General features: G+C 68.0%; 23 protein-coding genes and 1 pseudogene. 10 read left to right on the plus strand and 14 right to left on the minus strand.

Annotated elements, in window-relative coordinates:
- Positions 1-16: 16 nt before the first annotated feature.
- From npdG to TPA0908_RS10140, 5 genes are all read right to left on the minus strand, one after another.
- A complete protein-coding gene (npdG, locus tag TPA0908_RS10120) occupies positions 17-715 on the minus strand; it encodes an NADPH-dependent F420 reductase (RefSeq protein WP_281936855.1) in 699 nt (232 codons plus the stop codon).
- Between the two features lie 191 nt (positions 716-906).
- On the minus strand, positions 907-2343 hold the full coding sequence (locus TPA0908_RS10125) for an RNB domain-containing ribonuclease (RefSeq protein ID WP_281936857.1): 1437 nt from the start codon (positions 2341-2343) through the stop codon (positions 907-909).
- An 88-nt stretch (positions 2344-2431) separates the two neighbouring features.
- Complete coding sequence (locus TPA0908_RS10130) at positions 2432-3115, minus strand: histone (RefSeq protein ID WP_281936859.1); 684 nt, start codon at positions 3113-3115, stop codon at positions 2432-2434.
- Between the two features lie 77 nt (positions 3116-3192).
- Positions 3193-3396, minus strand: a complete 204-nt coding sequence (locus TPA0908_RS10135; RefSeq protein WP_107161651.1) for a hypothetical protein — start codon at positions 3394-3396, stop codon at positions 3193-3195.
- 70 nt (positions 3397-3466) lie between these two features.
- Positions 3467-3997, minus strand: coding sequence for a hypothetical protein (locus TPA0908_RS10140; RefSeq protein ID WP_281936861.1), 531 nt, complete (start codon positions 3995-3997; stop codon positions 3467-3469).
- A 275-nt stretch (positions 3998-4272) separates the two neighbouring features.
- On the opposite strand from TPA0908_RS10140, the gene TPA0908_RS10145 reads away from it, so the two are divergent.
- Positions 4273-4644, plus strand: coding sequence for a hypothetical protein (locus TPA0908_RS10145; RefSeq protein WP_107161564.1), 372 nt, complete (start codon positions 4273-4275; stop codon positions 4642-4644).
- 5 nt (positions 4645-4649) lie between these two features.
- Positions 4650-5126: a roadblock/LC7 domain-containing protein gene (locus TPA0908_RS10150; RefSeq protein ID WP_281936864.1), complete on the plus strand. Its 477-nt coding sequence runs from the start codon at positions 4650-4652 to the stop codon at positions 5124-5126.
- 63 nt (positions 5127-5189) lie between these two features.
- On the opposite strand, the gene TPA0908_RS10155 is transcribed toward TPA0908_RS10150, so the two are convergent.
- Together TPA0908_RS10155 and TPA0908_RS10160 are read right to left on the minus strand one after the other, a co-directional pair.
- Positions 5190-5816, minus strand: a complete 627-nt coding sequence (locus TPA0908_RS10155) for a hypothetical protein (RefSeq protein ID WP_281936866.1) — start codon at positions 5814-5816, stop codon at positions 5190-5192.
- Between the two features lie 143 nt (positions 5817-5959).
- Positions 5960-6916, minus strand: a complete 957-nt coding sequence (locus TPA0908_RS10160; protein ID WP_281936868.1) for a threonine/serine dehydratase — start codon at positions 6914-6916, stop codon at positions 5960-5962.
- Between the two features lie 346 nt (positions 6917-7262).
- Between TPA0908_RS10160 and TPA0908_RS10165 the strand changes: the two genes are divergently transcribed.
- The 3 genes from TPA0908_RS10165 to TPA0908_RS10175 all read left to right on the plus strand — a co-directional run bounded on the left by TPA0908_RS10165 (position 7263) and on the right by TPA0908_RS10175 (position 9729).
- On the plus strand, positions 7263-8531 hold the full coding sequence (locus TPA0908_RS10165; protein ID WP_281936870.1) for a LysR family transcriptional regulator: 1269 nt from the start codon (positions 7263-7265) through the stop codon (positions 8529-8531).
- A gap of 215 nt (positions 8532-8746) precedes the next feature.
- Positions 8747-9304 carry a hypothetical protein gene (locus TPA0908_RS10170; protein ID WP_281936872.1) on the plus strand — a complete coding sequence of 186 codons (558 nt, stop codon included), beginning with the start codon at positions 8747-8749 and terminating at the stop codon, positions 9302-9304.
- A gap of 71 nt (positions 9305-9375) precedes the next feature.
- On the plus strand, positions 9376-9729 hold the full coding sequence (locus TPA0908_RS10175) for a hypothetical protein (protein WP_281936874.1): 354 nt from the start codon (positions 9376-9378) through the stop codon (positions 9727-9729).
- Positions 9730-9811: 82 nt separating this feature from the next.
- On the opposite strand, the gene TPA0908_RS10180 is transcribed toward TPA0908_RS10175, so the two are convergent.
- Together TPA0908_RS10180 and TPA0908_RS10185 are read right to left on the minus strand one after the other, a co-directional pair.
- On the minus strand, positions 9812-11227 hold the full coding sequence (locus tag TPA0908_RS10180; RefSeq protein WP_281936875.1) for a sensor histidine kinase: 1416 nt from the start codon (positions 11225-11227) through the stop codon (positions 9812-9814).
- Positions 11224-11601, minus strand: a complete 378-nt coding sequence (locus tag TPA0908_RS10185; RefSeq protein WP_281936878.1) for an effector-associated constant component EACC1 — start codon at positions 11599-11601, stop codon at positions 11224-11226. The genes TPA0908_RS10180 and TPA0908_RS10185 overlap by 4 nt, the downstream gene beginning before the upstream one ends.
- A gap of 204 nt (positions 11602-11805) precedes the next feature.
- Between TPA0908_RS10185 and TPA0908_RS10190 the strand changes: the two genes are divergently transcribed.
- Together TPA0908_RS10190 and TPA0908_RS10195 are read left to right on the plus strand one after the other, a co-directional pair.
- Positions 11806-12159 (plus strand): hypothetical protein, encoded by a 354-nt coding sequence (locus TPA0908_RS10190; RefSeq protein WP_281936880.1) that lies wholly within the window; start codon positions 11806-11808, stop codon positions 12157-12159.
- Positions 12160-12548: 389 nt separating this feature from the next.
- Positions 12549-13730, plus strand: a complete 1182-nt coding sequence (locus TPA0908_RS10195) for a Cmx/CmrA family chloramphenicol efflux MFS transporter (protein WP_281936882.1) — start codon at positions 12549-12551, stop codon at positions 13728-13730.
- 220 nt (positions 13731-13950) lie between these two features.
- Here the strand turns inward: TPA0908_RS10195 and TPA0908_RS10200 are convergent, their stop codons facing one another.
- Positions 13951-14352, minus strand: a complete 402-nt coding sequence (locus TPA0908_RS10200; protein ID WP_281936884.1) for an immunity 51 family protein — start codon at positions 14350-14352, stop codon at positions 13951-13953.
- Positions 14353-14380: 28 nt separating this feature from the next.
- Between TPA0908_RS10200 and TPA0908_RS10205 the strand changes: the two are divergent.
- Positions 14381-14506: pseudogene (locus TPA0908_RS10205) on the plus strand (helix-turn-helix domain-containing protein); the annotation flags it as partial.
- Between the two features lie 19 nt (positions 14507-14525).
- Here the strand turns inward: TPA0908_RS10205 and TPA0908_RS10210 are convergent.
- On the minus strand, positions 14526-14879 hold the full coding sequence (locus TPA0908_RS10210; RefSeq protein ID WP_281936886.1) for a nuclear transport factor 2 family protein: 354 nt from the start codon (positions 14877-14879) through the stop codon (positions 14526-14528).
- A gap of 210 nt (positions 14880-15089) precedes the next feature.
- On the opposite strand from TPA0908_RS10210, the gene TPA0908_RS10215 reads away from it, so the two are divergent.
- Positions 15090-15890, plus strand: a complete 801-nt coding sequence (locus TPA0908_RS10215; RefSeq protein WP_281938517.1) for a GntR family transcriptional regulator — start codon at positions 15090-15092, stop codon at positions 15888-15890.
- A complete protein-coding gene (locus TPA0908_RS10220; RefSeq protein ID WP_281936888.1) occupies positions 15887-16576 on the plus strand; it encodes an HAD family hydrolase in 690 nt (229 codons plus the stop codon). Before TPA0908_RS10215 ends, TPA0908_RS10220 begins: the two co-directional genes overlap by 4 nt.
- Positions 16577-16666: 90 nt before the next feature.
- Here the strand turns inward: TPA0908_RS10220 and TPA0908_RS10225 are convergent, their stop codons facing one another.
- The 3 genes from TPA0908_RS10225 to TPA0908_RS10240 all read right to left on the minus strand — a co-directional run bounded on the left by TPA0908_RS10225 (position 16667) and on the right by TPA0908_RS10240 (position 20751).
- A complete protein-coding gene (locus TPA0908_RS10225) occupies positions 16667-16861 on the minus strand; it encodes a helix-turn-helix transcriptional regulator (RefSeq protein WP_281575159.1) in 195 nt (64 codons plus the stop codon).
- Between the two features lie 1897 nt (positions 16862-18758).
- Positions 18759-19247 carry an SLATT domain-containing protein gene (locus TPA0908_RS10235; RefSeq protein ID WP_281936893.1) on the minus strand — a complete coding sequence of 163 codons (489 nt, stop codon included), beginning with the start codon at positions 19245-19247 and terminating at the stop codon, positions 18759-18761.
- The gene (locus tag TPA0908_RS10240) at positions 19225-20751 is read right to left on the minus strand and encodes an RNA-directed DNA polymerase (protein ID WP_281936895.1); all 1527 of its coding nucleotides are present in this window, start codon (positions 20749-20751) and stop codon (positions 19225-19227) included. Before TPA0908_RS10240 ends, TPA0908_RS10235 begins: the two co-directional genes overlap by 23 nt.
- Positions 20752-20952 lie beyond the last annotated feature (201 nt).

Here is a 20952-nt window from a genome sequence, read left to right on the forward strand (position 1 = left end):
GCGCGCGCCAGCGCGCTCAGAGGTCCGTCACCCGGATGCCGGCGTGCGCCTTGTAGCGCTTGTTGATCGCGATCAGGTTCGCGGTGAACGCCTCGATCTGGTGGGCGTTGCGCAGGCGGCCGGCGTAGATGCCGCGCATGCCGGGGATCCGGGCGGCCAACGCGGCGACCACGCCGACCAGGTCCCGGTCCTCGGTGCAGATCAGCACGTCGAGATCGATCCGGTCGACCTCCGGGTCGGCCAGCAACGGCGCGCTGACGTGGTTGAACGCGGCGCAGACCCGGGAGGCGGGCAGCAGCGCGGCGGCCTGCTGCACGGCGCTGCCCTCGGCCACGGTGAGCGCGTACGGGCCCTGCTTGTCGAAGCCGAGCGGGTTGACGCAGTCCACCACGATCTTGCCGGCCAGCGGCTCGGCGAGCGCGGTGAGGGTGGCGGCGTGCCCGTCCCACGGCACCGCGACGATCACCACGTCGCTGCGCCGGGCGACCTCGTCGTTGCCGGCGCCGGTGACCGTGGCGTCGGCCGGCACGCCGGGCAGCGCGGCGATCTCGGCCGCGGCCTCGGCGGCCCGGTCGGCCGTGCGGGAACCGATCAGCACGGTCTGCCCGGCCCGCGCGAACCGGTAGGCGAGCCCTCGGCCCTGGTCACCGGTGCCCCCGATGATGCCGACGGTGAGCCCGGAGATGTCGGGCAGCGTGGTCGCGTCGTAAGCCATGCGGCCATCCTCGCAAAGAGCGGCGGCGCGCCGCGCGCCGAGACGCTGTGACAATGCCCGCGCGCGGGGGCGACAACGGTCGGGGCGGGCGCGCGAGCGACCCCGGCCAGGCGCCAGGGCCGGGGCGGACGCGAAGGCGGCCGGTCTGGCCCGGTCGAAGGCGACCCGGGTCGGCGCGAGGACGGTCCCGGTCAGGCGCGCTCGAAGGCGACCTTCCGCTCGGCCGGGTCGGCGACGGTCAGCCGGACCCGGACGCGCTCGCCGAGCGGCAGTTCCCCGGTGCAGCGGGCCCGTACCGGCGGCTCGTCCAGCGCGACCGTGCCGCCCGGCGGGCGGCCGGGCCGGCCGTTGCCCGCCGGTCGCGGCTCGTCCACGTCCAGCACCGCCGCCTCGAACGTCTCCCCCACCCGGGGCGCCAGCAGCACCGCCTCGGCCAGCTCGATCGCGCCGCGGGTGGCCGCGCCGGCCGTCCGGTCGGTCGCCGCCATCACCTCGGGCAGCTTCGGCAGCGCGGCACGGACGTGCGCGGGCACCTCCCGGCCGTCGTGCAGGGCCAGGCAGACCTCGGTGGCGTACCGGTCGGCGAGCCGGCGCAGCGGCGCCGTGACGTGCGCGTACGCGGCGGCCACCCCGCCGTGCTCCGGCTGCTCGGGCACCGCGCCGTCGAAGGCGGTGTACGCGGCCCCGCGCATCAACTCGGCGGCCTGGTCGACGAACGCGGCGGCCCGGGGCTGCGACGCGTCCAGCCCGGCGAGCACCCGACCGACCGACGTGCCGTCCGGCCAGGGCACGCCGAGCGGGCCGGCGGCCAGCCGCAGCCGGTCGACCGCCTCCGACCGGGGGCGGGGCATGGTCCGCAGCAGCCCGATCCGGCCGGCGAGCATGATGTCGGCGGCGGCCATGCCGGTCAGCAGCGAGATCTGGGCGTTGTGCTCCTCCATCGGGCCGGGGCCGCGCAGCACCAGACGCCACCCGTCGCCGTCGGGCTCGACGTCCTGCTCGGGCAGCGGCAGGTTGATCGCGCCACGGCGCAGCCCGCGCTCGGTGAGCAGCGCGCCGATCTCGGGCAGCAGCGCGATGGGCTCGGGCAGCCGGCCGGCGTCGGCGTCGCGCTGCACGCCGCCGTAGTCGAGTTTGGCGCGGCTGCGGACCCGGGCCCGTTCGAGCGTGACCGCGACGGTGCCGCCGTCGGCGTCGAGGTCGATGGTCCAGAGCACGGCGGCCCGGTCGACGTCGGGCAGCAGGCTGGCCGCGCCCTCGCTGAGCGTGTGCGGGTGCAACGGCACGTTGCCGTCCGGCAGGTAGACGGTCTGGCCGCGACGCCAGGTCTCCGCCTCCAGCTCACCGCCGGGGCGGACGTGGGTGAGGACGTCGGCTATCGCGTACCGGACGCGGTAGCCGCCGCCGGTGCGGCGGGCGAGGTGCATCGCCTGGTCGAGGTCGCGCGAGGTCGCCGGGTCGACGGTGACGAACGGGACGTCGGTCCGGTCGGCGACGGCCGGCAGCGGCGCGGCGGCGGCGTCGTCGGCTTCGCGCTGCGCCGCGGGCGGGAAGCTCTCGGGCAGTCCCAGCTCGCGGCGCAGCGCGCCGAAGTCGATGCGGGGCGCCAGTACGCGTCGGATGACCACGCGGTCAATCCTGACAGCGCCCCGCCCGTTCCGCTCACCGAGCCCGGCGGGTCGGCGCGCGGCCCCTCCCCGCCGGCGGCGGCAGCCGTCAGGCGGAGGCCCGGCGGGCCGGCGCCTTCCGGGCCGTGGTCTTGCGCGCGGTGGTGGTCTTGCGGGCCGGCGCCTTCTTGGCCGCCGTGGTCTTCTTCGCGGCGGTGGTGGTCTTGCGCGCGGTGGTGGTCTTGCGCGCGGGCGCCTTCTTGGCCGCCGCCTTCCGGGCCGTCGGCCGGGTGGAGGCGGTGGTCTTCTTCGCCGCCGTCTTCTTCGCGGCCGTGGTCTTGCTGGCGGTGGTCTTCTTGGCCGCCGTGGTGACCTTCCGGGCTCCGGCCGTCTTCTGCGCCGCCGTGGTCTTCTTCGCCGCGGTGGTCTTCCTGGCGGCGGCGGTGGTGGTCTTCCTGGCCGGCGCCTTCTTCGCGGCGGTGGTCTTCTTCGCCGCTGCCGTCGTGGTCTTCTTCGCGGGGGCCTTCTTCGCCGCCGTCTTCTTCGCGGTGGCCTTCCTGGCGGGCGCGCTCTTGGCGGTGGTCCTGGTGGCCGGCGCCTTGCGCGCCGCCGACACGACCTTCTTGGCCGCCGCCTTCTTCGCGACCGCCTTCCTGGCCGGGGTCCGTCCGGCGCCGGCGCCCGAGGCGTTCGGCGACGCCTTGGTGACCGTCGTCGTCCTGCCCGCGGTGGTCCTCTTCGCGGTCGTCCGTTTCGCGGCCGGGCGGGTGGTGGCCTGCTGTGCTACGGCCATCTCGGTTCCCTTTCCTGGGGACGTGCTCTCGCCCTCGCGGAGCACGGATCACCTCGACGCGGTCCGTCCCGCGCCGTCTATCGGCCCTCCCCGGCCCAACGGGCGTCCTCGGCGTCCCACGCGTCGTTCCGCTCCCGCACCTGTTGCAGGGCGTTCTCCGCGTCGGCGGCTGAAGCGTACGGTCCGAGAACGTGCTTCGCGGGGCACACGTCGGCATCGGTCTCGACCCGGTGGTGTCGCGTGCACCAGTAGTAGTGCCCACCACTTCCGTCGTCGCTCATGCGATCACTGTGCACCGGGAACCGCCCGGCCGCCACCGGAACGCCACAAATAGTCGTCGCCTTCTCCACATTAGACCTGATCGGGGCCGTTCCGAGGGGGAACGGCGGAAGACCCCCGCGGGATCCCGCCGGGCGTCAGACGGGTGCCGCGACGGGCTCCGGAGAACATGGGCTCGACCACCACCCGGTCGGTGATGAGGAACCGTTCCCACGCCGTCGGGCGGGGCAGTCCGAACGACGAGTCGGTCCAGCAGGTGAACAGCCAGAGCGGCGCGGACACCCGGTCCACCGCGTCCGGCGGCAGGTCGGCGACGGCGGGTGCGGTCGCCGGAATCGCGGCGACCACCGTGCGGGCCACCGGCGCGTCGGCCGCGACCAGCGCGCCCAGGACTCCGACCAGCCAGGCCGTCCGCGTCCGTCCCCGCCGGGCCAGCGCGACCAGGCCGGCCGGCGGCGCGAGCAGCAACACCCCGGCGGTACGCCACAGGCGCCCGCGCGGCACGGCCCGGTCGACGGGCGACGTGGCCGCCCGGCTGGCGGCGAAGCGGAGCATCGCCCACCGCCGCCCCGACCGGGCCAGCTCGTGCAGCTCGGGGCCCACTCCCGGCCCAGCTCGGCGCGGGGTGGTGGCACCCGCCGCTCGACGGCGCCTAGCAGGTAGGTCCACGATCGACCATCGGCCGCCGAGTCCCATATACGGGACCAGCGGCCGGCCGGGGCGGACCGGACAGGTGGATCACCGGCCGCTCGGGTGCAGGCCGGACCTCCTTGTGGAAGCCTTCGACGAAGCATATTCACGGGAGGCGCCGGCTGTCAGCCCGCACGACACCCCGAGCGGAGACCGGCCCACCCGGCCAACACCCTGGGGAGAACACCGTGGGCAACCTCGACGTCGCGTTGAAGAACGCGATGAGCATCGACGGCGCGATCGGAGCCGCGCTCGTCGACTACACCAGCGGCATGACACTCGGCGTGGCCGGCGGCACCGGTGAGATCGACCTGACGGTTGCCGCCGCCGGCAACACCGACGTGGTCCGCGCCAAGCTGCGCACCATCGAGATGTTGAAGCTCGACGACGAGATCGAGGACATCCTCATCACGCTCGGCAGCCAGTACCACCTCATCCGGCCGCTGAGCAACCGCACCGGCAAGGGCCTGTTCCTGTACCTCATGGTGAGCAAGAGCCGGGCCAACCTGGCGATGGCCCGGCACCAGCTGCGCGCGATCGAGGAGAGCCTGGAACTGTGAGCCGGGTGGACGATCTCCCCCGCCGTACGCCGGCCGCGGCCGGCACGCTGCCACCGGCGCGGAGGTTGCCGCCGTCGCTGGCGGGCAACCCGACGCTGCCGTACCCGGCCATCGGCCAGGAACTGTCCGAACTGCGGCTGCAGATCCCCGGTGTGCACGGCTGCGTCCTCGGCGGCGTCGACGGCCTGCTGATCACGCACAACCTGCAGAACGAGGCCAACCCGGACGACCTGGCGGCGCTCGCGGCGACCATGTTCGGGCTGGGCCGGCAGGTCGGCTTCCGGCTGGGCCAGGGCGACTTCCAGCAGTCCACCGTGCGCAACGAGAACGGCTACCTCAGCGTGTACGCGGTCAGCCGGCAGGCGTTGCTCGCCGTGGTCGGCACGGACAGCATCAACGTGGCGCGCCTGCACCTGCACGCCCCGACCACCGCGGCCCGGCTCGCCGACCTGCTCGACGGCGTCACCCCGGCCACGCCCTGACCCGAGCCGGTCGCGGCGTCCGCGAGGGTCGCCGCGACCGGCTCGTGGTGGTGGTCTCCGGCTTCAGGAGCCGACCTGGCTCAGCGGGCCGGCCAGACTCGGGTAGTTGCGGGTGCTCATGGCCTGCACACCCGCGGTGTGGTCCCCGTTGAACGGGGTGGTCGCGCCCGGGCAGCCGGCCGCCACCGCCTCCTGCGGCGAGTTGAACCAGAGGCCCAGGTGGTACGTGTGGATCGGGCCGAACGCCGGGTTGAGCGTCGCGTCGCGGCCCGGGTGGGTGTTCGGCGCGGGCCCGGCGCCGGGCGCGAGCGCGAACGTCTCGATGTTGAACCGTCCGACCACCGTCACCCGGGCGACGCCGTACTGGCTGGTCCGCATGTCGCTCTGGTACCACGACACCCCGAACGGCGCGTCCGGCAGTTGCAGGACGAACAGATCGAAGTTGGTTCGTGGCGGCAGGCCGGCGGCCCGGATGGTCATGATCTCGTTGAGCCCCTCCGGATGGACCCGCACCTCGGCGCGAGCGTTCGGCAGGCAGCCGGCAGCCTCGGCGCCCTGGGAACGGACCATGGTGAACGAGAAGGTGCGCCCGTCCGCGCTGGCGGAATTCCGCACGACACCCGAAGCGACGAGCGTGCTGGCGGCGGCCACGGCGAGAAACGCCCCGACGGTCCTGATACGGAACCTCATGATGTCCTCCCTTCGCCGGGGCGATGGATGCCCGGCTGTGGAGAGGTTATGACCGTCGATTACCATCAGTGCCGCAAAGACCGAGATCCGGCAATATGAGCGCTTTTCGCCGGACGTCCGTGTCGATCTCGTGGCACCGCCGCTCAGCCGGCGAACCGCCCGGCCCACGACACCACGTCGGCGACGGTGGTGTTGCCGCCGCAGACCACCAGGCCCAACCGGGCGTCCGCACCCACCCGGTCGCGGACCCGACGGGCCGCCGGCAGCAGGCATCCGGCGGCCGGCTCGGCCCAGACCTTCGCGTGCTCCGCCAGCTCCACCGTGCCGCGCACCGCCTCCGCGTCGGAGACCACGAGCACGTCGGTGACCAGCGCCGTCACGTGGTCGTAGGTGAGCTGCGAGACGGTCGGCGCGCTGAGCGTGGTGACGATCGACGACAGCGGCACCTCGACCGGCCCGCCCTTGGCCAGGGCCTGCGACATCGCCTGCGCGCCTTCGGTCTCCACGCCCCAGACCCGTACCCCCGGCCGGCGGGCTCGCAGCGCCGCGGCCACCCCGGAGATCAGCGCCCCGCCGCCGACGCTGACCAGCACGTCGGTCAGCTCACCGGCGTCCTCGGCGAACTCCAGCCCGACGGTGCCCTGCCCGGCGAGCACCACCGGGTCGTCGAACGGGTGCAGCAGCGTGCGACCGTCCTCCCGCAACCGGGACATGAGCGCGAACGCGGCGGCCATGTCGTCGGTCAGGCGGACGTCCGCGCCGGCCGCGCGGGAGACCTCGACGGCCCGCGCGGGCGCGGTCCGCGGCATCACCACGGTCGCCGCCACGCCCAGCGTCCCCGCCATCACCGCCACCGCGATGCCGTGGTTGCCGCCACTGACCGCCACCACGCCGGCGGCCCGCTCGGCGTCGTCCAGCGCGAGCAGCTTCGCCGCCGCGCCCCGGGCCTTGAACGACCCGGTACGTTGCAGCAGCTCCAGCTTGGCGGTGACCGGCACGCCGAGCAGCTCGGACAGGCCGGGGCTGGGCACGGTGGGCGTGTGGACCACGTGACCGGCGATCCGGTCCGCGGCGGCCTCGATGTCCGCGAGCGCGATCATCACCGCAGCGTGCCACAACCCCTCGCGCCAGGACCGGCGAGGGACCGCCGGCCCGACCGAGGTGGCCCCCCGCGCCGGTCGGTCGCGTCGGCGGAGGGGCAGGTGGGCCGGCGCTGACCGGCGGTGCCGTCGCCCCGGCGTACGGAAGATGACGGGGTGATCGCCCGACGGCGATCCGAGCGCCGGAGGCCGGTGGCCGACGGTGCGGTGCGTCCCGGTGGCCCTGGGCGGCGGGACGCCGGTCGGTCGCCTAGGCTGCGCGCATGTCGATGCCGGCGGCCGGTGGTGCCGTGGCGCGGTGCGGGGCGGTCGCGCTCGCCGTCCACCCGACGGAACGGTGAGCACGATGACCGCACCCGGGTCCGCACTGCCGTGGGGGATGCTGCACACGATCGGCGTGGTGAGCACCACGCCCAGCATGACCCGGGCCGCCGAGCTGCTGCGGGTCTCGCAGCCGGCGCTGAGCCGACGGGTGAACGCCGCCGAACAACTCGCCGGCACCGACCTGTTCGACCGCACCGGCAGCGGGGTGCAGGTCACCGCCGCCGGTCGGGCGCTGGCCGACGCCGCGCGACGCATGTCAGGCCCGCTGCGCGCCGCCACCGCTCCCCCGGTCGCCGGCCCGCCGGAGTGCGCCTTCGCCACCTATGTGACCTCGCTCGGCGAGCTGGTGCGGTGGTTCTCGCAACGTTGGCCGGCGAGCCGGTGGCACGGGGCCGAACTCCGGCCGGAACTCGCGATGGTCGACCTGGCGCAGGGCGCCCTCGACATCTTCCTCGGGGTGCACACGCTGCACCACGCGCCGGTCACGGCATCGGTACGGCGGCACGTGGCCGTCCGCGATCCGCTGCGGCTGGCGATGAGCACCCGGCATCCACTCGCCGCGAACCCGGTGCTGACGCTCGCCGAACTCCGGCACGAGCCCTGGCTGACCAGCAACGATCCAGCGGTCGAGCAACTTCTGGTCGAGGCGTGCCGGGGCCACGGCTTCCACCCGCGGATCGCGTACCGGACCGACCGCACCCGCAGCATCCGGGATCTGGTGGCGGGCGGGCACGCGGTGACGCTCTGCGTGCCGGTCGCCCGCACCGACGACGAGGTGGTGGTCCGCCCGGTGATCGGCCTGCCCAGCCTGGACCTGGTGGTGGCCTGGAATCCCGAGCGGCTTTCCGCCGCACTCGCCGACCGGTTCTGCGGCGTCCTCATCGGCTGGTATCTCTCCCGTGCGTGGTCCGTGCCGGCGTTCCGGTCCTGGTTGGACGCGCACCACGCCGAGGTGATCAGCGCCGTGACGATCGGCGTCGACGAGGCCGGCGACCCCGACCCGGCTCGCGACGTCATCGACTGGAACGACCTCCAGGCCGCCTTCGAGGTGCTGCGCACCGGCTCCGCCCCGCAGGCCGCCTCCCGGCTGGGCTGCTCGCCGAGCACCGTGCAGCGACGCCTTCACCGGCTGGAGCGCCAGGTGGGCGACGCGCTGCTGGAGCGGTCCGCCGAGGGCCGGCCGGAGCCGACCGTACGGGGCTTCCTGCTGCTGCACCACCTCTACCGGGCGCAGGCGGCCCGCGATGCGCAACTGACCGCCGAGACACCGTCGATCTCCAACAACACATAGCCGCAGCTTGAATTGTCTTAGCATTGACGGAATGGCTTTTCCGGAGCAGAGAAACCGGATCGTCGCTTCGCGTAATTCACCTCTGGTTGCTAACGTCCGATCTCGTCGAGCGTCCTTCGTCAATGCGACGGGGAGCAATTACTGACGCCCCGAGAGTGGCCCGCGAACTGGAGGTAAGACGTATGCGGAAACGCGTTCCCCGCCGGATGGGAGCAATGCTGCGGCACGGACTCGCCGCCCTGGCCGTGCTCGGCCTGACCGTCGTCGGCACCGTCGCCGGCAGCACCGAACCCGCCCGAGCCGACTCGACTGTCGTCTGCGCCAACGCCGGGGTGCCGGCCGGCTACGTGGTCACCGGCGTCGGGATCAACCAGTGTGCCGGTTACCACCGACTGGCCATCACCAACGACCTCTACGAGGGCATCCCCGTCTGCAGCCTGTGGGGAATCCCCGGGGGCTGGTACGCCACCGGCGGCGCCGCCAACGACGCCACCTGCGGATACAGCAACCGTTTCCAGATCAGGGCCGGCCTCTACGACGGCATCTCCGTCTGCGCGGCGACCGGCATCCCCGGCGGCTGGATCGCCACCGGCGCCCGCTCCAACGACCCGAACTGCGCGAACCTCAACCGCTACCAGATCACCTCCAGCCTCTACGACGGCATCTCCATGTGCGCGGCGTCCGACGTCCCGGGCGGCTGGGTCGTCACGCAGGTGCTGGCCAACGACCCGAACTGCGCATACCTCAACCGGTACGTCATCCGACGACTCTGAGCGCAGTTCAACCCTCGACGTAATCCCATTCCGCACAGCTCGCATCCCGCACCCGAGAAGGGCAGCAGACAATGGACAGAAGACACGTCAGAACGTGGGCGACGACGGCCCGGAACGGCGCGATCGCCCTGGCCGTCACGGTGGCCGGAGTGGGCGCGTCCCTGGCGATCGGCAGCCCGGCCCAGGCCGCGACGACCTCCATCTGCGCGGTCGGCTCGATTCCCGCCGGGTGGGTCGCGACCCTGGGCCGCTCCAACGACCCGAGCTGCGGCTACCTCAACCGGTGGCAGATCACGAACGAGATCTACCCCGGCATGAGCATGTGCGCGGCGAGCAACGTGCCGGACGGCTGGTACGTGTCCCAGGTCCTGGCCAACGACCCCAACTGCGCCTACCTGAACAGGTTCACCATCTACCCGTACTGACCGGTGCGGCGGGGACGGGCGCGGCGGACGGCCGCGCCCGTCCCCGGGTGGGGCAGCTGATGGCTGCTGGCTCCTCCGGCGCCTATGCGCGGTATGGCAGGCGGAGGCTGAAGACCGCTCCCCCCTCCGCCTGATTGGCGGCCTCGATGTCACCGCCCATCAGTCGCGCATTTTCCCGGGCGATCGACAGCCCCAGCCCGCTGCCGTGGGAGCGGGGACGGCGACTGTCCGCCTTGAAGAAGCGATTGAAGACGTAGGACAGCGCCTCCTCGGGGACGCCGCCGCCGCTGTCCCGCACCTCGACGAGGAAGTCCGTCGGGCGTGGCAGGACGTCCACCGTCACGGGGGTCGCTCCGTGCCCGAGCGCGTTGCCGATCAGGTTGCCGAGGATGACGTCCAGACGCCTCGGGTCGAGGCGTGCGCGGAGGGTGCGCGGCGCGTCCAACCTGACGGACGACCTCCATTCGTGGACATCGAGACATGCGGCCACCTGCTCGACGACATCCACCTCTTCCGCGGCGGGTGCTGCGACGCCCGCGTCGATCCGCGACAACTCCAGCAGGGTGTCGACCAGATCGTTCAGCCGTCGCGTCTCGGTGACGACCAGCCGCACCGGCCGCGCGATCCGTGGTTCGAGTCGGTCGATCTCCTCGTCCAGCAGGTCGGCCACGGCGCTGAGTGCGGTCAGCGGCGTACGCATCTCATGGGACAGATCCGCGGTGAACCGCCTCATGACCGACTCCGGCGAGTGCCGGACCGGATCCGCACGTGGCTGGTAGGCCGGATTCGGCACGAACGGCGCCGTGCCCAGGGAATTGCGGTCCCGACACTGCGGCTCCGGTCGCTCGGCCGCGCGCAGCGACGAGCGCATTCCTTCGTAGATCTCGTTCAGGGTGAGCGACCTGTCCGCCCCCGGGACACCCCGATGCAGGATGCCGACGAGTTCTCCGGTGAAGGCCGTGTGGAGCTCGCCGGGCGGGGCCAGGGCGAGCGCGTTCTCCGCGGCCGCCGCGAGCAGATAGGTCCCGTCGATCTCGGCGAGGCCGAGCCCTTCGGACATCGCACCGAGGACCCGCCCGCTGTAGCAGCAGTCCAGGACCACGATGCGTCGCGCCGCCCGGCTCGCCTCGAACGGGCGTCTGATCCACTGGTAGGGCACCGCCGAGTCGTAGACCTCGTGCGCGTGGCTGTCGTACAGAGCGAGGTACAGCTCACCGGTGCCCGGGTCGATCAATCCGTGGCCGGCGTAGTAGAAGACCAGCGTGTCGGTCGCCTCCCGGGCGGCCCGCTTGAGCGCCTGCGAGACCAGGCGGGGCTCCCGCGGGTCGGACACGACGGTGCAGTGGGTCGGGGGCAGGGCCCACACGTCCTCGGACGTGAACTTGTCCCGCAGCGCCGCCACATTCGCGGAGACGGCCGGCAGGTCGGCCAACTGCGCGAAGCGGCTGGCACCCACCAGCACCACTCGGGACCGGTCCGGATCGGGCAGCCCGGTCACGAACGGCCGCGCTCGTCCGACGGTGCGTCAAGAAGGCCGCGGAGCAGCCGCTCGGCCTGGTCCGGCGCCACGTCGGTGATCGTCACACGCCTGCCGTCGGGATGCTCCACGGTCACCGACCGGGTGCCCGCCCCGCGGGTGGCGCGCCACTGCACGATGGACAGCGCCAGTGAGGCGACGCTGAAGCCGGAGCCGACGATGAGCGAGACGACGTCGAGCCCCGAACCCATCCCGCCAACCGGCGGGTGCGCTGCCGCTTCCCATCGCACATCGGCACACCGCCGCGCCTGCGGATCGGCGAGCAGCCAGGCATGGATCGAGCGAAGCTCCGCCTCCGCCGTCGTGGCCGGCTCGACCGAAAGACTCAACCGCACCCGAGTCCCCCTTCGGCATCGATCCTGATGCTGCCGATGCCAATCTACGACCTCCGTGCACGCCCGGTGTGGCCGGCGCATTCCCCTTCCCGGAGGGCCAGCCGGCCTGGTCTGGGCCGGCTGTCGGGAACCGAATGCGGTGGTTCCGGCGAGGCGTGCACCGGTACTGTCCGAGCCCATCATGAGGCGAACAGGAAGCTGGACGTGAGCAGCGACGACGGCACGACGGTGCTCTGGCGCCCGACCGGGCCGGCAGAGCTGGATCTCGTCCGCGAGTCCGGATGGCGGGCGTGGCCGCCGCGCCTGCCGGACCAGCCGATCTTCTACCCGGTCCTGAACGAGGACTACGCGGTCAGGATCGCCCGGGACTGGAACGTGCCCGCCTCCGGCGTCGGCTACGTGACCCGCTTCCACGTGGAGTCGGAGTTCCTGAAGCGCTACCCGGTACGGCAGGCCGGCGGGCAGACCATCCTGGAGCTGTGGGTGCCCGCCGAGGAACTCGCCGAGTTCAACGCGCACATCGTGGGTCCGATCGAGGTCGTGCACGAGTTCCGGTAGCCACACGAGTTCCGGTAGTCGCCGAGGCGCGGCGACCGACAACCAGCCACCGCTACCAGCTGATCCAGGTTCCCGCGCTTGGCGGCGATCCACGCCTCGACGTCCTCGGCGAGTCAGACGTTGCCCATCCGGAGCGTGGCCACAGGTTCGGGGAGCCCGGAATCCGTTTGCATGCAGACCGGTGGGGGTGAGTAGTGTTTGCGCCATGTCGAGCCCTGAGGCATCCAAGGTGGGGGCTTTCGGTCACGCCGTCAGCCCCCTGAACCGCTGAGTTCATAGTCCGCTTCCCCGCAGTCTTCGCTGCACCGGACAATCGCGCGCACGCCTTGGGGCGCTGGCCGCGGTGACGAGACGTCTCCTTCTCCTTCTCGCTCACCTCGGAGTTCTTGATGCCTCTCCCGCTCCACCTGCTTGCCGTGGCGGTCTTCGCCATGGGCACCTCGGAATTCATGCTCGCCGGCCTTGCGCCGGCCATTGCCGTAAGCCTCAACGTGTCGGTCGGAACCGCCGGTCTCCTGACCTCGGCGTTCGCCACTGGGATGATCGTCGGCGCGCCGCTGATGGCGGCGCTTGCGCGCCGATGGCCGGCCCAGGCCAGTCTGTTGAGCTTCGTGCTGGTCTTCGCCGGGGCCCACGTCCTGGGCGCACTCACGACGAGTTTCACGGTTCTGCTCATCACCCGCGTGCTCGCCGCCCTGGCCAACGCGGGCTTCCTGGCTGTGGCACTGAGCACGGCCGCCACGCTCGTCGCACCTGATCAGAGAGGGCGGGCACTGGCGGTGCTGCTTTCGGGTATGACGGTGGCCATCATCGCTGGAGTCCCTGGCGGTGCGCTGCTCGGCACGTTACTCAGCTGGCGTTCAACCTTCTGGGCGATCGCACTGCTCTGCCTTCCCGCCGCCCTGGGCGTCGTGAAAAGCATCCCGGCCTGTGCCGGAGAGACCCCTCAGGGCACTCCGGCCGGCTCGTCCCTCCGGAACGAGCTGGCCCAGCTCGCGATGCCCAGGCTGCTCCTGGTGATGCTGCTCGGTGCCCTGGTCAACGCTGCCACCTTCGCCACGTTCACCTTCCTGGCACCGATCGTGACGGACACCGCCGGCCTAGGCGACCTGTGGGTTTCGATCGTACTGGTGCTCTTCGGGGTCGGGTCCTTCGTCGGCGTCAACCTCGCGGGACGGCTCTCCGACAAGCATCCCGGCATCGTGATCGCAGTCGGTGGCCCGATGCTGATGCTCGGCTGGGTCGCACTGGCGGTCCTGGCTGCCCAACCCGCAGCGCTTCTGCTCCTCGTGTTCGCGCAGGGCGCGCTCTCGTTCGCGTTGGGCAGCACCCTCATCGCCCGGGTGCTTCACGAGACAGCAGGCGCCCCCACCATGGGAGGATCGTATGCAACCGCGGCGCTCAACATCGGTGCTGCTGGCGGGCCCATCGTTGCCGCGGCGACCCTCAGGGCCGATGCGGGTGACCTCGGCCCGGTGTGGGTCAGCGCCCTCTTGGTCGCGGTCGCACTGCTCATCGCCCTGCCGCTCCGGCGATTCATCGCACCCCGCCTCGGCCAGACGATCCGATGACCCACGCGAACGCTCCGCTGAGCAGCGCGGGACGTCCGCGTCCCATCGAGCGCTGCCGAACCCGCCTAAGTGGCCCGCTTGATCACACCCGTCGGGTGGTGATGAACATCAGCGGCACGGTCACCCGCTCCTCGCTGAACGGGTCCTCCCACGGCAGACTGATCGAGAGCGGTTCGTCCCGGGCTATGCAGCGCGGGCCAGAACCGGCCACCCTCGGCTGTCAGTCGTCGAACTCAAACCCGCGCGCTTCGGCGTCAGCGACCAGACGCCGCATGCGTTCGCCGTTGGTCGCGACCGCGTTCATCAGAGCTTCCAGCTCTTGCAGCGCGCCCCGATCAGTGCCGTAGGCGCAGAACATGCCACCTTCCGGGTCGTAGGCGAACCGGCCTTCGAGCGTCGGGGCCTCGGTGCTGACGAGAACTTCCGCGACGCCTTCCCAGAAGTACCCGTTGGGCTCGTGACCGAGTTCCTCGACCAGGGCGTCAACCGGCGTGGTCCCCGCGTCCAGCAGCAGCGAATACTGTCCTGGAGTCGTCTCGATCAGCCTGAGCAAGGTCATCTTCGAAGCCTGGCATCGGTCGGTGATCGGCGCAAGATCCGGAAGAGGCAGCAGCCAGCCCACCGCCCGACGCCACACTTCGCGATGGGCCGTAGCGCATCTACTCGACGGTGACCCGGTCACTCGGCTGGCAGACGGGTTCGCCGTCGACACCGCGACCGCCTGGCGCTACATCCGCGAAGCGATCACTCTGCTCACCGCCCCAGCAGACGACCTCACCACAGGTGAAGCGCTCACTAGACCGGGACGAAGGTGGCGGCCAGCACCCGCCAGTTGCCGTCCTCACGCACCCACAGCCGGGTGTAGCGCAACCGCGCGGACACAACGGCACCGCCCTGAACGGCATCCACCGCAGCGACCATGCGGGTCACCCCCGTCTCGCCGTCTTCCTGGACATCGAGCGACTCCTCCACCAGGTTAGTGATGCGCAGGGCCCCCGAGCGGTAGCTCTTTAGGTCATCTTCCTTCGTAAAGACCGTGCCATCTGGTCCTGCGCCCACGACACGGGAATGCAGAAGCCCGTCGAGGGACTCGACATCGCCGGCGCGCTGCGCGGCTTGGAGCTGCCGTTCCGCAGTATGGAGATCCATCCCGCGATCCTCTACAGCGCCCCGCAACAAGACAAGCGGGTTCGCTCGCGGCAGAATGCCAGCCCAGCACGGCGGTAGCGGCACAACCGGGGTCCTAAGCCTTACTCCGAGACGGGGAGGTGATCACTTCCATTTCTCGGGCCACCCAGCCGCCCACGTCGCTGCAACGATTCACAACAGCATTAGACAACTGAACCCCCCGCAGAGCAGATCGCGGCCACTCTCCGCGCAGAGATCAAGACCGGGAAGTTCGCTCCCGGTGAGAAGCTGCCGTCGCAACACGACCTCGTCGAACGGTTCAGCGTCGCCCGCGAGACCATCAAAGCCGCCCTGCGGAAGCTGCAAGACGAGCGCCTGATCGTGACCCGTCAGGGCAGCGGCACCTTCGTCCGCGCCAACACCGAACGCCCGGTGGGACTACGGCCCCACATCGAGCGAGCGTTCGAGGCCACGAACGTCACAATCGACTTCGCCGGCTTCTCCGGAGAGACGCTGTACAACGCGATCCAAGAGACCTTGGACAAGGTCCGCATCGGTCGCCTTACGCCGGAGTCCATCCGGGTACGCGTGCTGATCTCCGACATGACCGCCCCGATGGCGATCCCCTGCCGCGCCGAGGACCAGGCCGACGACCCCGGCATCCGTGCCCGAGCCCGCCGGATCACCGACCGGTCCATCCACGCCGTCACCGACGCTGTCCAGGAGCTTGCCGACCTCGGGTTGGTCAAGACCGCCACCACCGAGGTACGCGTCCACAACGCCGCACCGCTGTTCAAGCTGTTCATCATCAACGAGCAGGAAGCCTTCTTCGGCTTCTATCCCGTCGTCGAGCACACCGTCTCCGTGGACGGCAAGCCGATGGCGATCTACGACGCGATGGGCAAGGACGCGATCCTCTTCCCGTTCACGCCCAGCGACGAGGACACCAGCAATGACGCCCTCTACGTCGAACAGGCCCGCGCCTGGTTCGACAGCCTGTGGGGCACCATCGCCCGCGAGTACGCCTCGTGACCGCCGCCGACCTGGCCAAGGTGATCGACCGCGCCCGAGTGATCCTGCTCGACTTCGACGGCCCCGTGTGCAGCATCTTCGCCCAGCGTCCCGCGCCGACCGTCGCCCACGAACTGCGCCGGCTGCTCGTCGACCAGGGCGTGACCCTGCCGCCCGAGATCCTGGCCGAACGTGATCCGCTCGCCGTGCTCCGCTTCACCGCCACGCTCGGGCGCCCGGCCGTCGTCCGCCTGATCGACCAGGCGATGACCCGCGAGGAAGTCACCGCGGCCCGCACCGCCACGCCCACGCCGTACGGCCGAGAGGTCATCGTCGCCGCCCAGCAGACCGGCCGCCGCGTCGCCGTCGTCTCAAACAACTCGGCCGAGTCCGTTCACGCCTTCCTGAGCGCCCGCCGGCTGAGCGGCTACGTACACCCGGTCATCGGCCGGCCGTATGCGGCACCGGAGCGCATGAAGCCGGACCCGTTCCCGGTGCGGGAAGCCGTCCGCGAGTTGGGCGCCGAGCCGGCGGAATGCGTCCTCGCCGGGGACTCCGAGACCGACATCGAGGCCGCCCACGCCGCCGGGGTCCCCGCCATCGGGTACGCCAACAAGCCCGGCAAGCGCGAGCGGTTCGCCGCCGCAGACGCCGTCATCGACAGCATGGCCGAGCTGGTATCGGCGTTCGCCGTCGACGAGCTGTAGCACCCTCCGCACACGAGCGCCCCGGGGATCATCACCGGGGCGTTTCTCGTTGCCTCGGATTGGAGTACCAACGCGAGGGACGGCTACGAGCTAGTCCAGGTCCCCGCGCCTGGCAGCGATCCAAGCCTCAACATCCTCAGCAAGCCAGACGTTGCCCATCTGGAGCGTGGCCACAGGCTCAGGGAAGTCGCGCCGGTTGGTGATCTGGTAGACGCGCTGCCGGGAGACGCCGCCGAGCATGGTTCGGATCTCGCCCGAGCCCACCAACCGCAGCTTCTTGCCCATGACACTGACGCTAGGCAAGCGTCGCCTAGGCATGTATCAACTTGATGCAGACCTAGTTCACGCCTGCTCTAGTCGTCTACTCTTTACGCATGACTAGGTTCAAGTGGTTCCAGCGCCCTGATCATCCGGTTGACTACGTAGCCGGCGAGCCGGTCTCCTCCACACGCACCCCGCAGGCAGAGAAGTGGGTCGGCAAAGTAGCCGCTCCCGGCCCAGAGAAGCCGTTAATGACCAAAGCCGGCGCGCTTCGTCCGTCAGTCGTCCTCAAGCGCCTCAACCAGAGGTGAACCGTGCTGCTCCCTGAACAACAGCCAGAACCCCCCTTCCCCATCCTGATGGCGGGCTACGTCGTCGACTTCCACCACCGATCCGTCTGCTCGAAGTGCGCTGACGACGGATGCCCCCGTTTAGCAGCAGCTGGCGCAACCCTACGTGCCTGGCGGGACAGGAAGAGCCGACGTGAAAGCCGGTGACGTGCTGCACCTAACCCGGACAGCCAGTCCACAATTCGTACAACCGATCGTCTTCCGCCTAATAAAGATCCGCACAGACCTACAGACCTACGACGGCTGGACATGGCTGGATGGCTATCAGCTTAATCAAAAAGGCGAGGCCGAAGCTCGCAGAGAATTGTTCGTACTTAAAGCCGGCATACGGCTACTGAATGCCCCAATCAAGGAGAGCCTCCACGGCGTGCCGTACAGCGGACACTCCCAGAGTAAGCAACAGCAATATCGACCGTTAAACCGTTAGACGGAACCCCGCTAGGCCGATATGGTGGTTTTACCAGATTGGTCAGCCCAGGATGCGCGCATCGGCGAGGGCACGAGCCAGACGAGCCCTTGAGGCACCGGCGGCGAAAGGTGCTGGCGCTGACAACTATGGGCTCAATTCTGACTCCGACAGCCTCAAAAGCTGTTATCTACTCAAAAGCCTCGCAGGCATCGAAGTCGTCGAATAAAACGCCGAATTTGGCTCATCCCATGTTCGGGCGCCGACTTCACGGGTACCGCTTTCATTGAATTTCTTCGCAGTTTCGCCTGAATGCTGTCCAGCCGGCGCAGAACCTGGTTGGCTTCCATTTCGAGGCGACTTCCAAAGTGCCTACATCTTAACTGATAGTTCAGCCAGCCCAGTATAGGACTGAGCAGCCCGCTGCATCCCCCCGCAACGAGGAAAGCCATCAAAGAGTAGACAAAGAATGAATTCTTCGGAGTCTCTCTGTCGAGAACATTTAGACTTACGAAAAGCAACGAGAATGCCGGCATTACATAAAGCGTGATGGTGATTGCACGATTACTTGTATCACTCAACCTTCCACGTAGCCACGGCCTGAATTTTACGTTACTCCGATAGCTATGCAGTCGCTTCCCCGTCGCTCGAAGTCGGCGAACTTCGGGTATAAGCAGCACTAATCTTTCATCCGACCTTAAGGGATCCTCCAAGGCGGTCGAGATGCGAGCTAGGCGAATCAGCGCCCTGCGGGCTCGGCCAACCTGACCGTCCGAGGTCGTAATCATTACGAAGCCAAGCCACCATGCTATAGGCAGACTAACAACCATGAGAGTCAGTCCGGCAGCGAATGTCCTACCATCTCCACCGTCACCAGTCGCTAGATTGATCCCAACGCCCGCTAAAATGGCGACAAATACTGAGGCTCCCGGCAGAGTTATCACAGATCTGACGTAGTCAGGGTGATGAGCATGGAGGTCGTAAACCTCTTTTGCCATGTTTCGAAGGACGAAATACTCAGCCGTTTTGTAAATGAGCGTAACGCAGGCATACGCAAGCGCCATAAATCCAATAATCGCGGGAATCGCAAGCAAGGAATTAAGATAGGCCAGCACCGCTTACCCTTGAGGCAGTAGCGCAAAAATTCGCTAGCAGGACCCTAGCATCACTCTTCATACTCTAGAACTTTCTTATCCATTTGCTTCTGAGCGAGCTTAAAAAAGCGGTCGGATACGGTCTCATTCGTAGCAACTATCGCTCCATACTCTTCACGGAGCCCACGGACCACCCTCTCAAGCATCTCACTATCACGATCGGGCGAGAGCGCCATTTCCAAGCGAACCTTGTGGCGCAGCACCGTTAACTTCTTAGCAGATTCCTTTAGTGAGTCTGCCCTCTTACCGGCACCTAAGAATGTCGCAGTTGCTACCACTGCACTCGCTAGCGCGCTCACGGCACTCCACTCACGAGGCTGGTTGAGCGCCACCAACAATGACGCCAAAGCACTGATAACAGCAGGCCAAAAGACAATTGCTTTAGCCGAAAATTCTGCTGACTTAGCAGCGTTGAAGTATGTTAGAGAAGAATAGTTGCAGTCCTCGTAAAGACGTGCATACTCTTTCGCAAGTCGGTCATGTGAGTCGGAGACGGTCATAGGGAAACCTGCCTGCCATAGGAACTGGGATCTTCTTCGGGCCACTCCTGAGGTATTCCGCAGTTAGGCGAAGCGCTGCGGAAGACTTCGAGACAACAGCAAGGGCATCTTGCTCATAATTACCGGATTCATAACACGCCACGAGGAGGGCGCGGCGAATCTTGGAGTCTCGCTCCTCTTTAAACTGGTCTCGCAGTAAAGTCCTGTACTGCCCACCATGCAATCCGAGATAACGAGCCGCGAACTCCCTCACGAACCCAGCCGCATTTCTGTCTACCAGAATCTGCCATGCCGCCTTTGCCGCCGACTCTTCGAAAACCCGATTCCTAATCAAGTACAAAAACACGTTCTGCTGCGCAAAAGGGTAACATGCAAGCTTACTATTTGAAATAAAGTCAGCTACCTGACCACCATATGTTGAACTTTTATGGAATATGCCAAGATAGTTAAGCGCTTCACGACTGGCATGAGGAACAGATCCGATATTCTCTAGGACCCAGGCTACGGCGTAATCATCTTTAATATCACCTAGCTTTGTCAGGCTGAAAGTAAAATCTCGCTTATCAACAGGGCTGCCGGCTACGGCGTCGTCAAAGAACCTTCGAAGTTCATGAGGGGTCCTTGAGTCCCCTGTGGCGATGCCATAATTTATGGCATTCTTTCTTGCATCTGAGAGCAAGTCGAGTACACCGTCGCTCGGGACAATCTCCGTTTTGGAGCCCGCAAGCACTAGTCGACGACTACGGAGAGTCCTAGTAATTTCAAGAAGTACAGCGCGGAGAGACAACCAGTCCTCGCCGAAAATGAACATGTCGTCTGAGTACCGGAAGTGCGTTAGACCCTCGCGCTCAAGTAGTTGATCCACCGGAAGAAGGTAGTAGTTTGCCAAAACCCCCGTGACGTCGAATCCTTGCGGAAGCCCCCACACATTGTTGAACGCGTTGAAGGCCTTCAAGAATATTTCTATCGTCTCGTAGGCCCACTTCGGCGGATCTAACGCTGCCAGCTCGCGCAAAAGTATAGATGGATCCACATTCTCGTAGAATGCCGATATGTCAGCGCGAATCATATGCAAATGGGGGTTCGCTCGATGAAATGCTACAGCTTCATCGAACATCTTTATCCAGCGGCCTACCGGTGCGTAAAGTCTCTTCTGCCAAGCTAGCCACCTGTGACTGAACACCGCTTTCGGAGTTTCACCGTCGATCTTCTCGATCATCGACAGCACCGCAGCCTCATACATCAAACGGCTTTCAAGGCTGACGCGCGCGAGGGGGCGAACTAGAAGCTCATTCTTGGGCAGGTCTATGACCTCAAGGTCTGCTGGCTGGGTGTCACCGGCGAGGATGCGCTTGATTAAAACCTCTCGCTGCATCTGCCACGCATGCCTCATGTCAGCAAACGCGATGGGATCAGGCAAATCGAGATCCCCGGAACAGGCACCGACGTGCGACCAGGCCAGGTCTAAGTACTCAGCAGGGCCTGCAGCGTCCCCCGTTGCCATGACGTGAGACTCTACATTGCCTCCCACAACACCAAGCTCGCCATTCGTGAGCAGCATAGTCGCCTTTATGCGATTCGTTTGGATATGCCCGTACTGAGCCTAGGTGCACCCTGCTTGAAGCCAGTGCCGCAGTCAGTAATCCGACTGCCGAATAGATCTTTTGCTAATCAAGGCACCGCGCTCCGCGCGGTGCGGGGCGGC

This window comes from Micromonospora sp. AKA38 (assembly GCF_027925725.1).
GTDB lineage: Bacteria > Actinomycetota > Actinomycetes > Mycobacteriales > Micromonosporaceae > Micromonospora.

Coding starts and splice junctions, on each gene's coding strand:
- npdG (WP_281936855.1), bottom strand. CDS start 715: ATGGCTTACGACGCGACCACGCTGCCCGACATCTCCGGGCTCACCGTC.
- TPA0908_RS10235 (WP_281936893.1), bottom strand. CDS start 19,247: ATGACCGTCTCCGACTCACATGACCGACTTGCGAAAGAGTATGCACGT.
- TPA0908_RS10130 (WP_281936859.1), bottom strand. CDS start 3,115: ATGGCCGTAGCACAGCAGGCCACCACCCGCCCGGCCGCGAAACGGACG.
- TPA0908_RS10195 (WP_281936882.1), top strand. CDS start 12,549: ATGCCTCTCCCGCTCCACCTGCTTGCCGTGGCGGTCTTCGCCATGGGC.
- TPA0908_RS10165 (WP_281936870.1), top strand. CDS start 7,263: ATGACCGCACCCGGGTCCGCACTGCCGTGGGGGATGCTGCACACGATC.
- TPA0908_RS10210 (WP_281936886.1), bottom strand. CDS start 14,879: ATGGATCTCCATACTGCGGAACGGCAGCTCCAAGCCGCGCAGCGCGCC.
- TPA0908_RS10160 (WP_281936868.1), bottom strand. CDS start 6,916: ATGATCGCGCTCGCGGACATCGAGGCCGCCGCGGACCGGATCGCCGGT.
- TPA0908_RS10240 (WP_281936895.1), bottom strand. CDS start 20,751: ATGGCAACGGGGGACGCTGCAGGCCCTGCTGAGTACTTAGACCTGGCC.
- TPA0908_RS10175 (WP_281936874.1), top strand. CDS start 9,376: ATGGACAGAAGACACGTCAGAACGTGGGCGACGACGGCCCGGAACGGC.
- TPA0908_RS10155 (WP_281936866.1), bottom strand. CDS start 5,816: ATGAGGTTCCGTATCAGGACCGTCGGGGCGTTTCTCGCCGTGGCCGCC.
- TPA0908_RS10170 (WP_281936872.1), top strand. CDS start 8,747: ATGCTGCGGCACGGACTCGCCGCCCTGGCCGTGCTCGGCCTGACCGTC.
- TPA0908_RS10225 (WP_281575159.1), bottom strand. CDS start 16,861: ATGGGCAAGAAGCTGCGGTTGGTGGGCTCGGGCGAGATCCGAACCATG.
- TPA0908_RS10135 (WP_107161651.1), bottom strand. CDS start 3,396: ATGAGCGACGACGGAAGTGGTGGGCACTACTACTGGTGCACGCGACAC.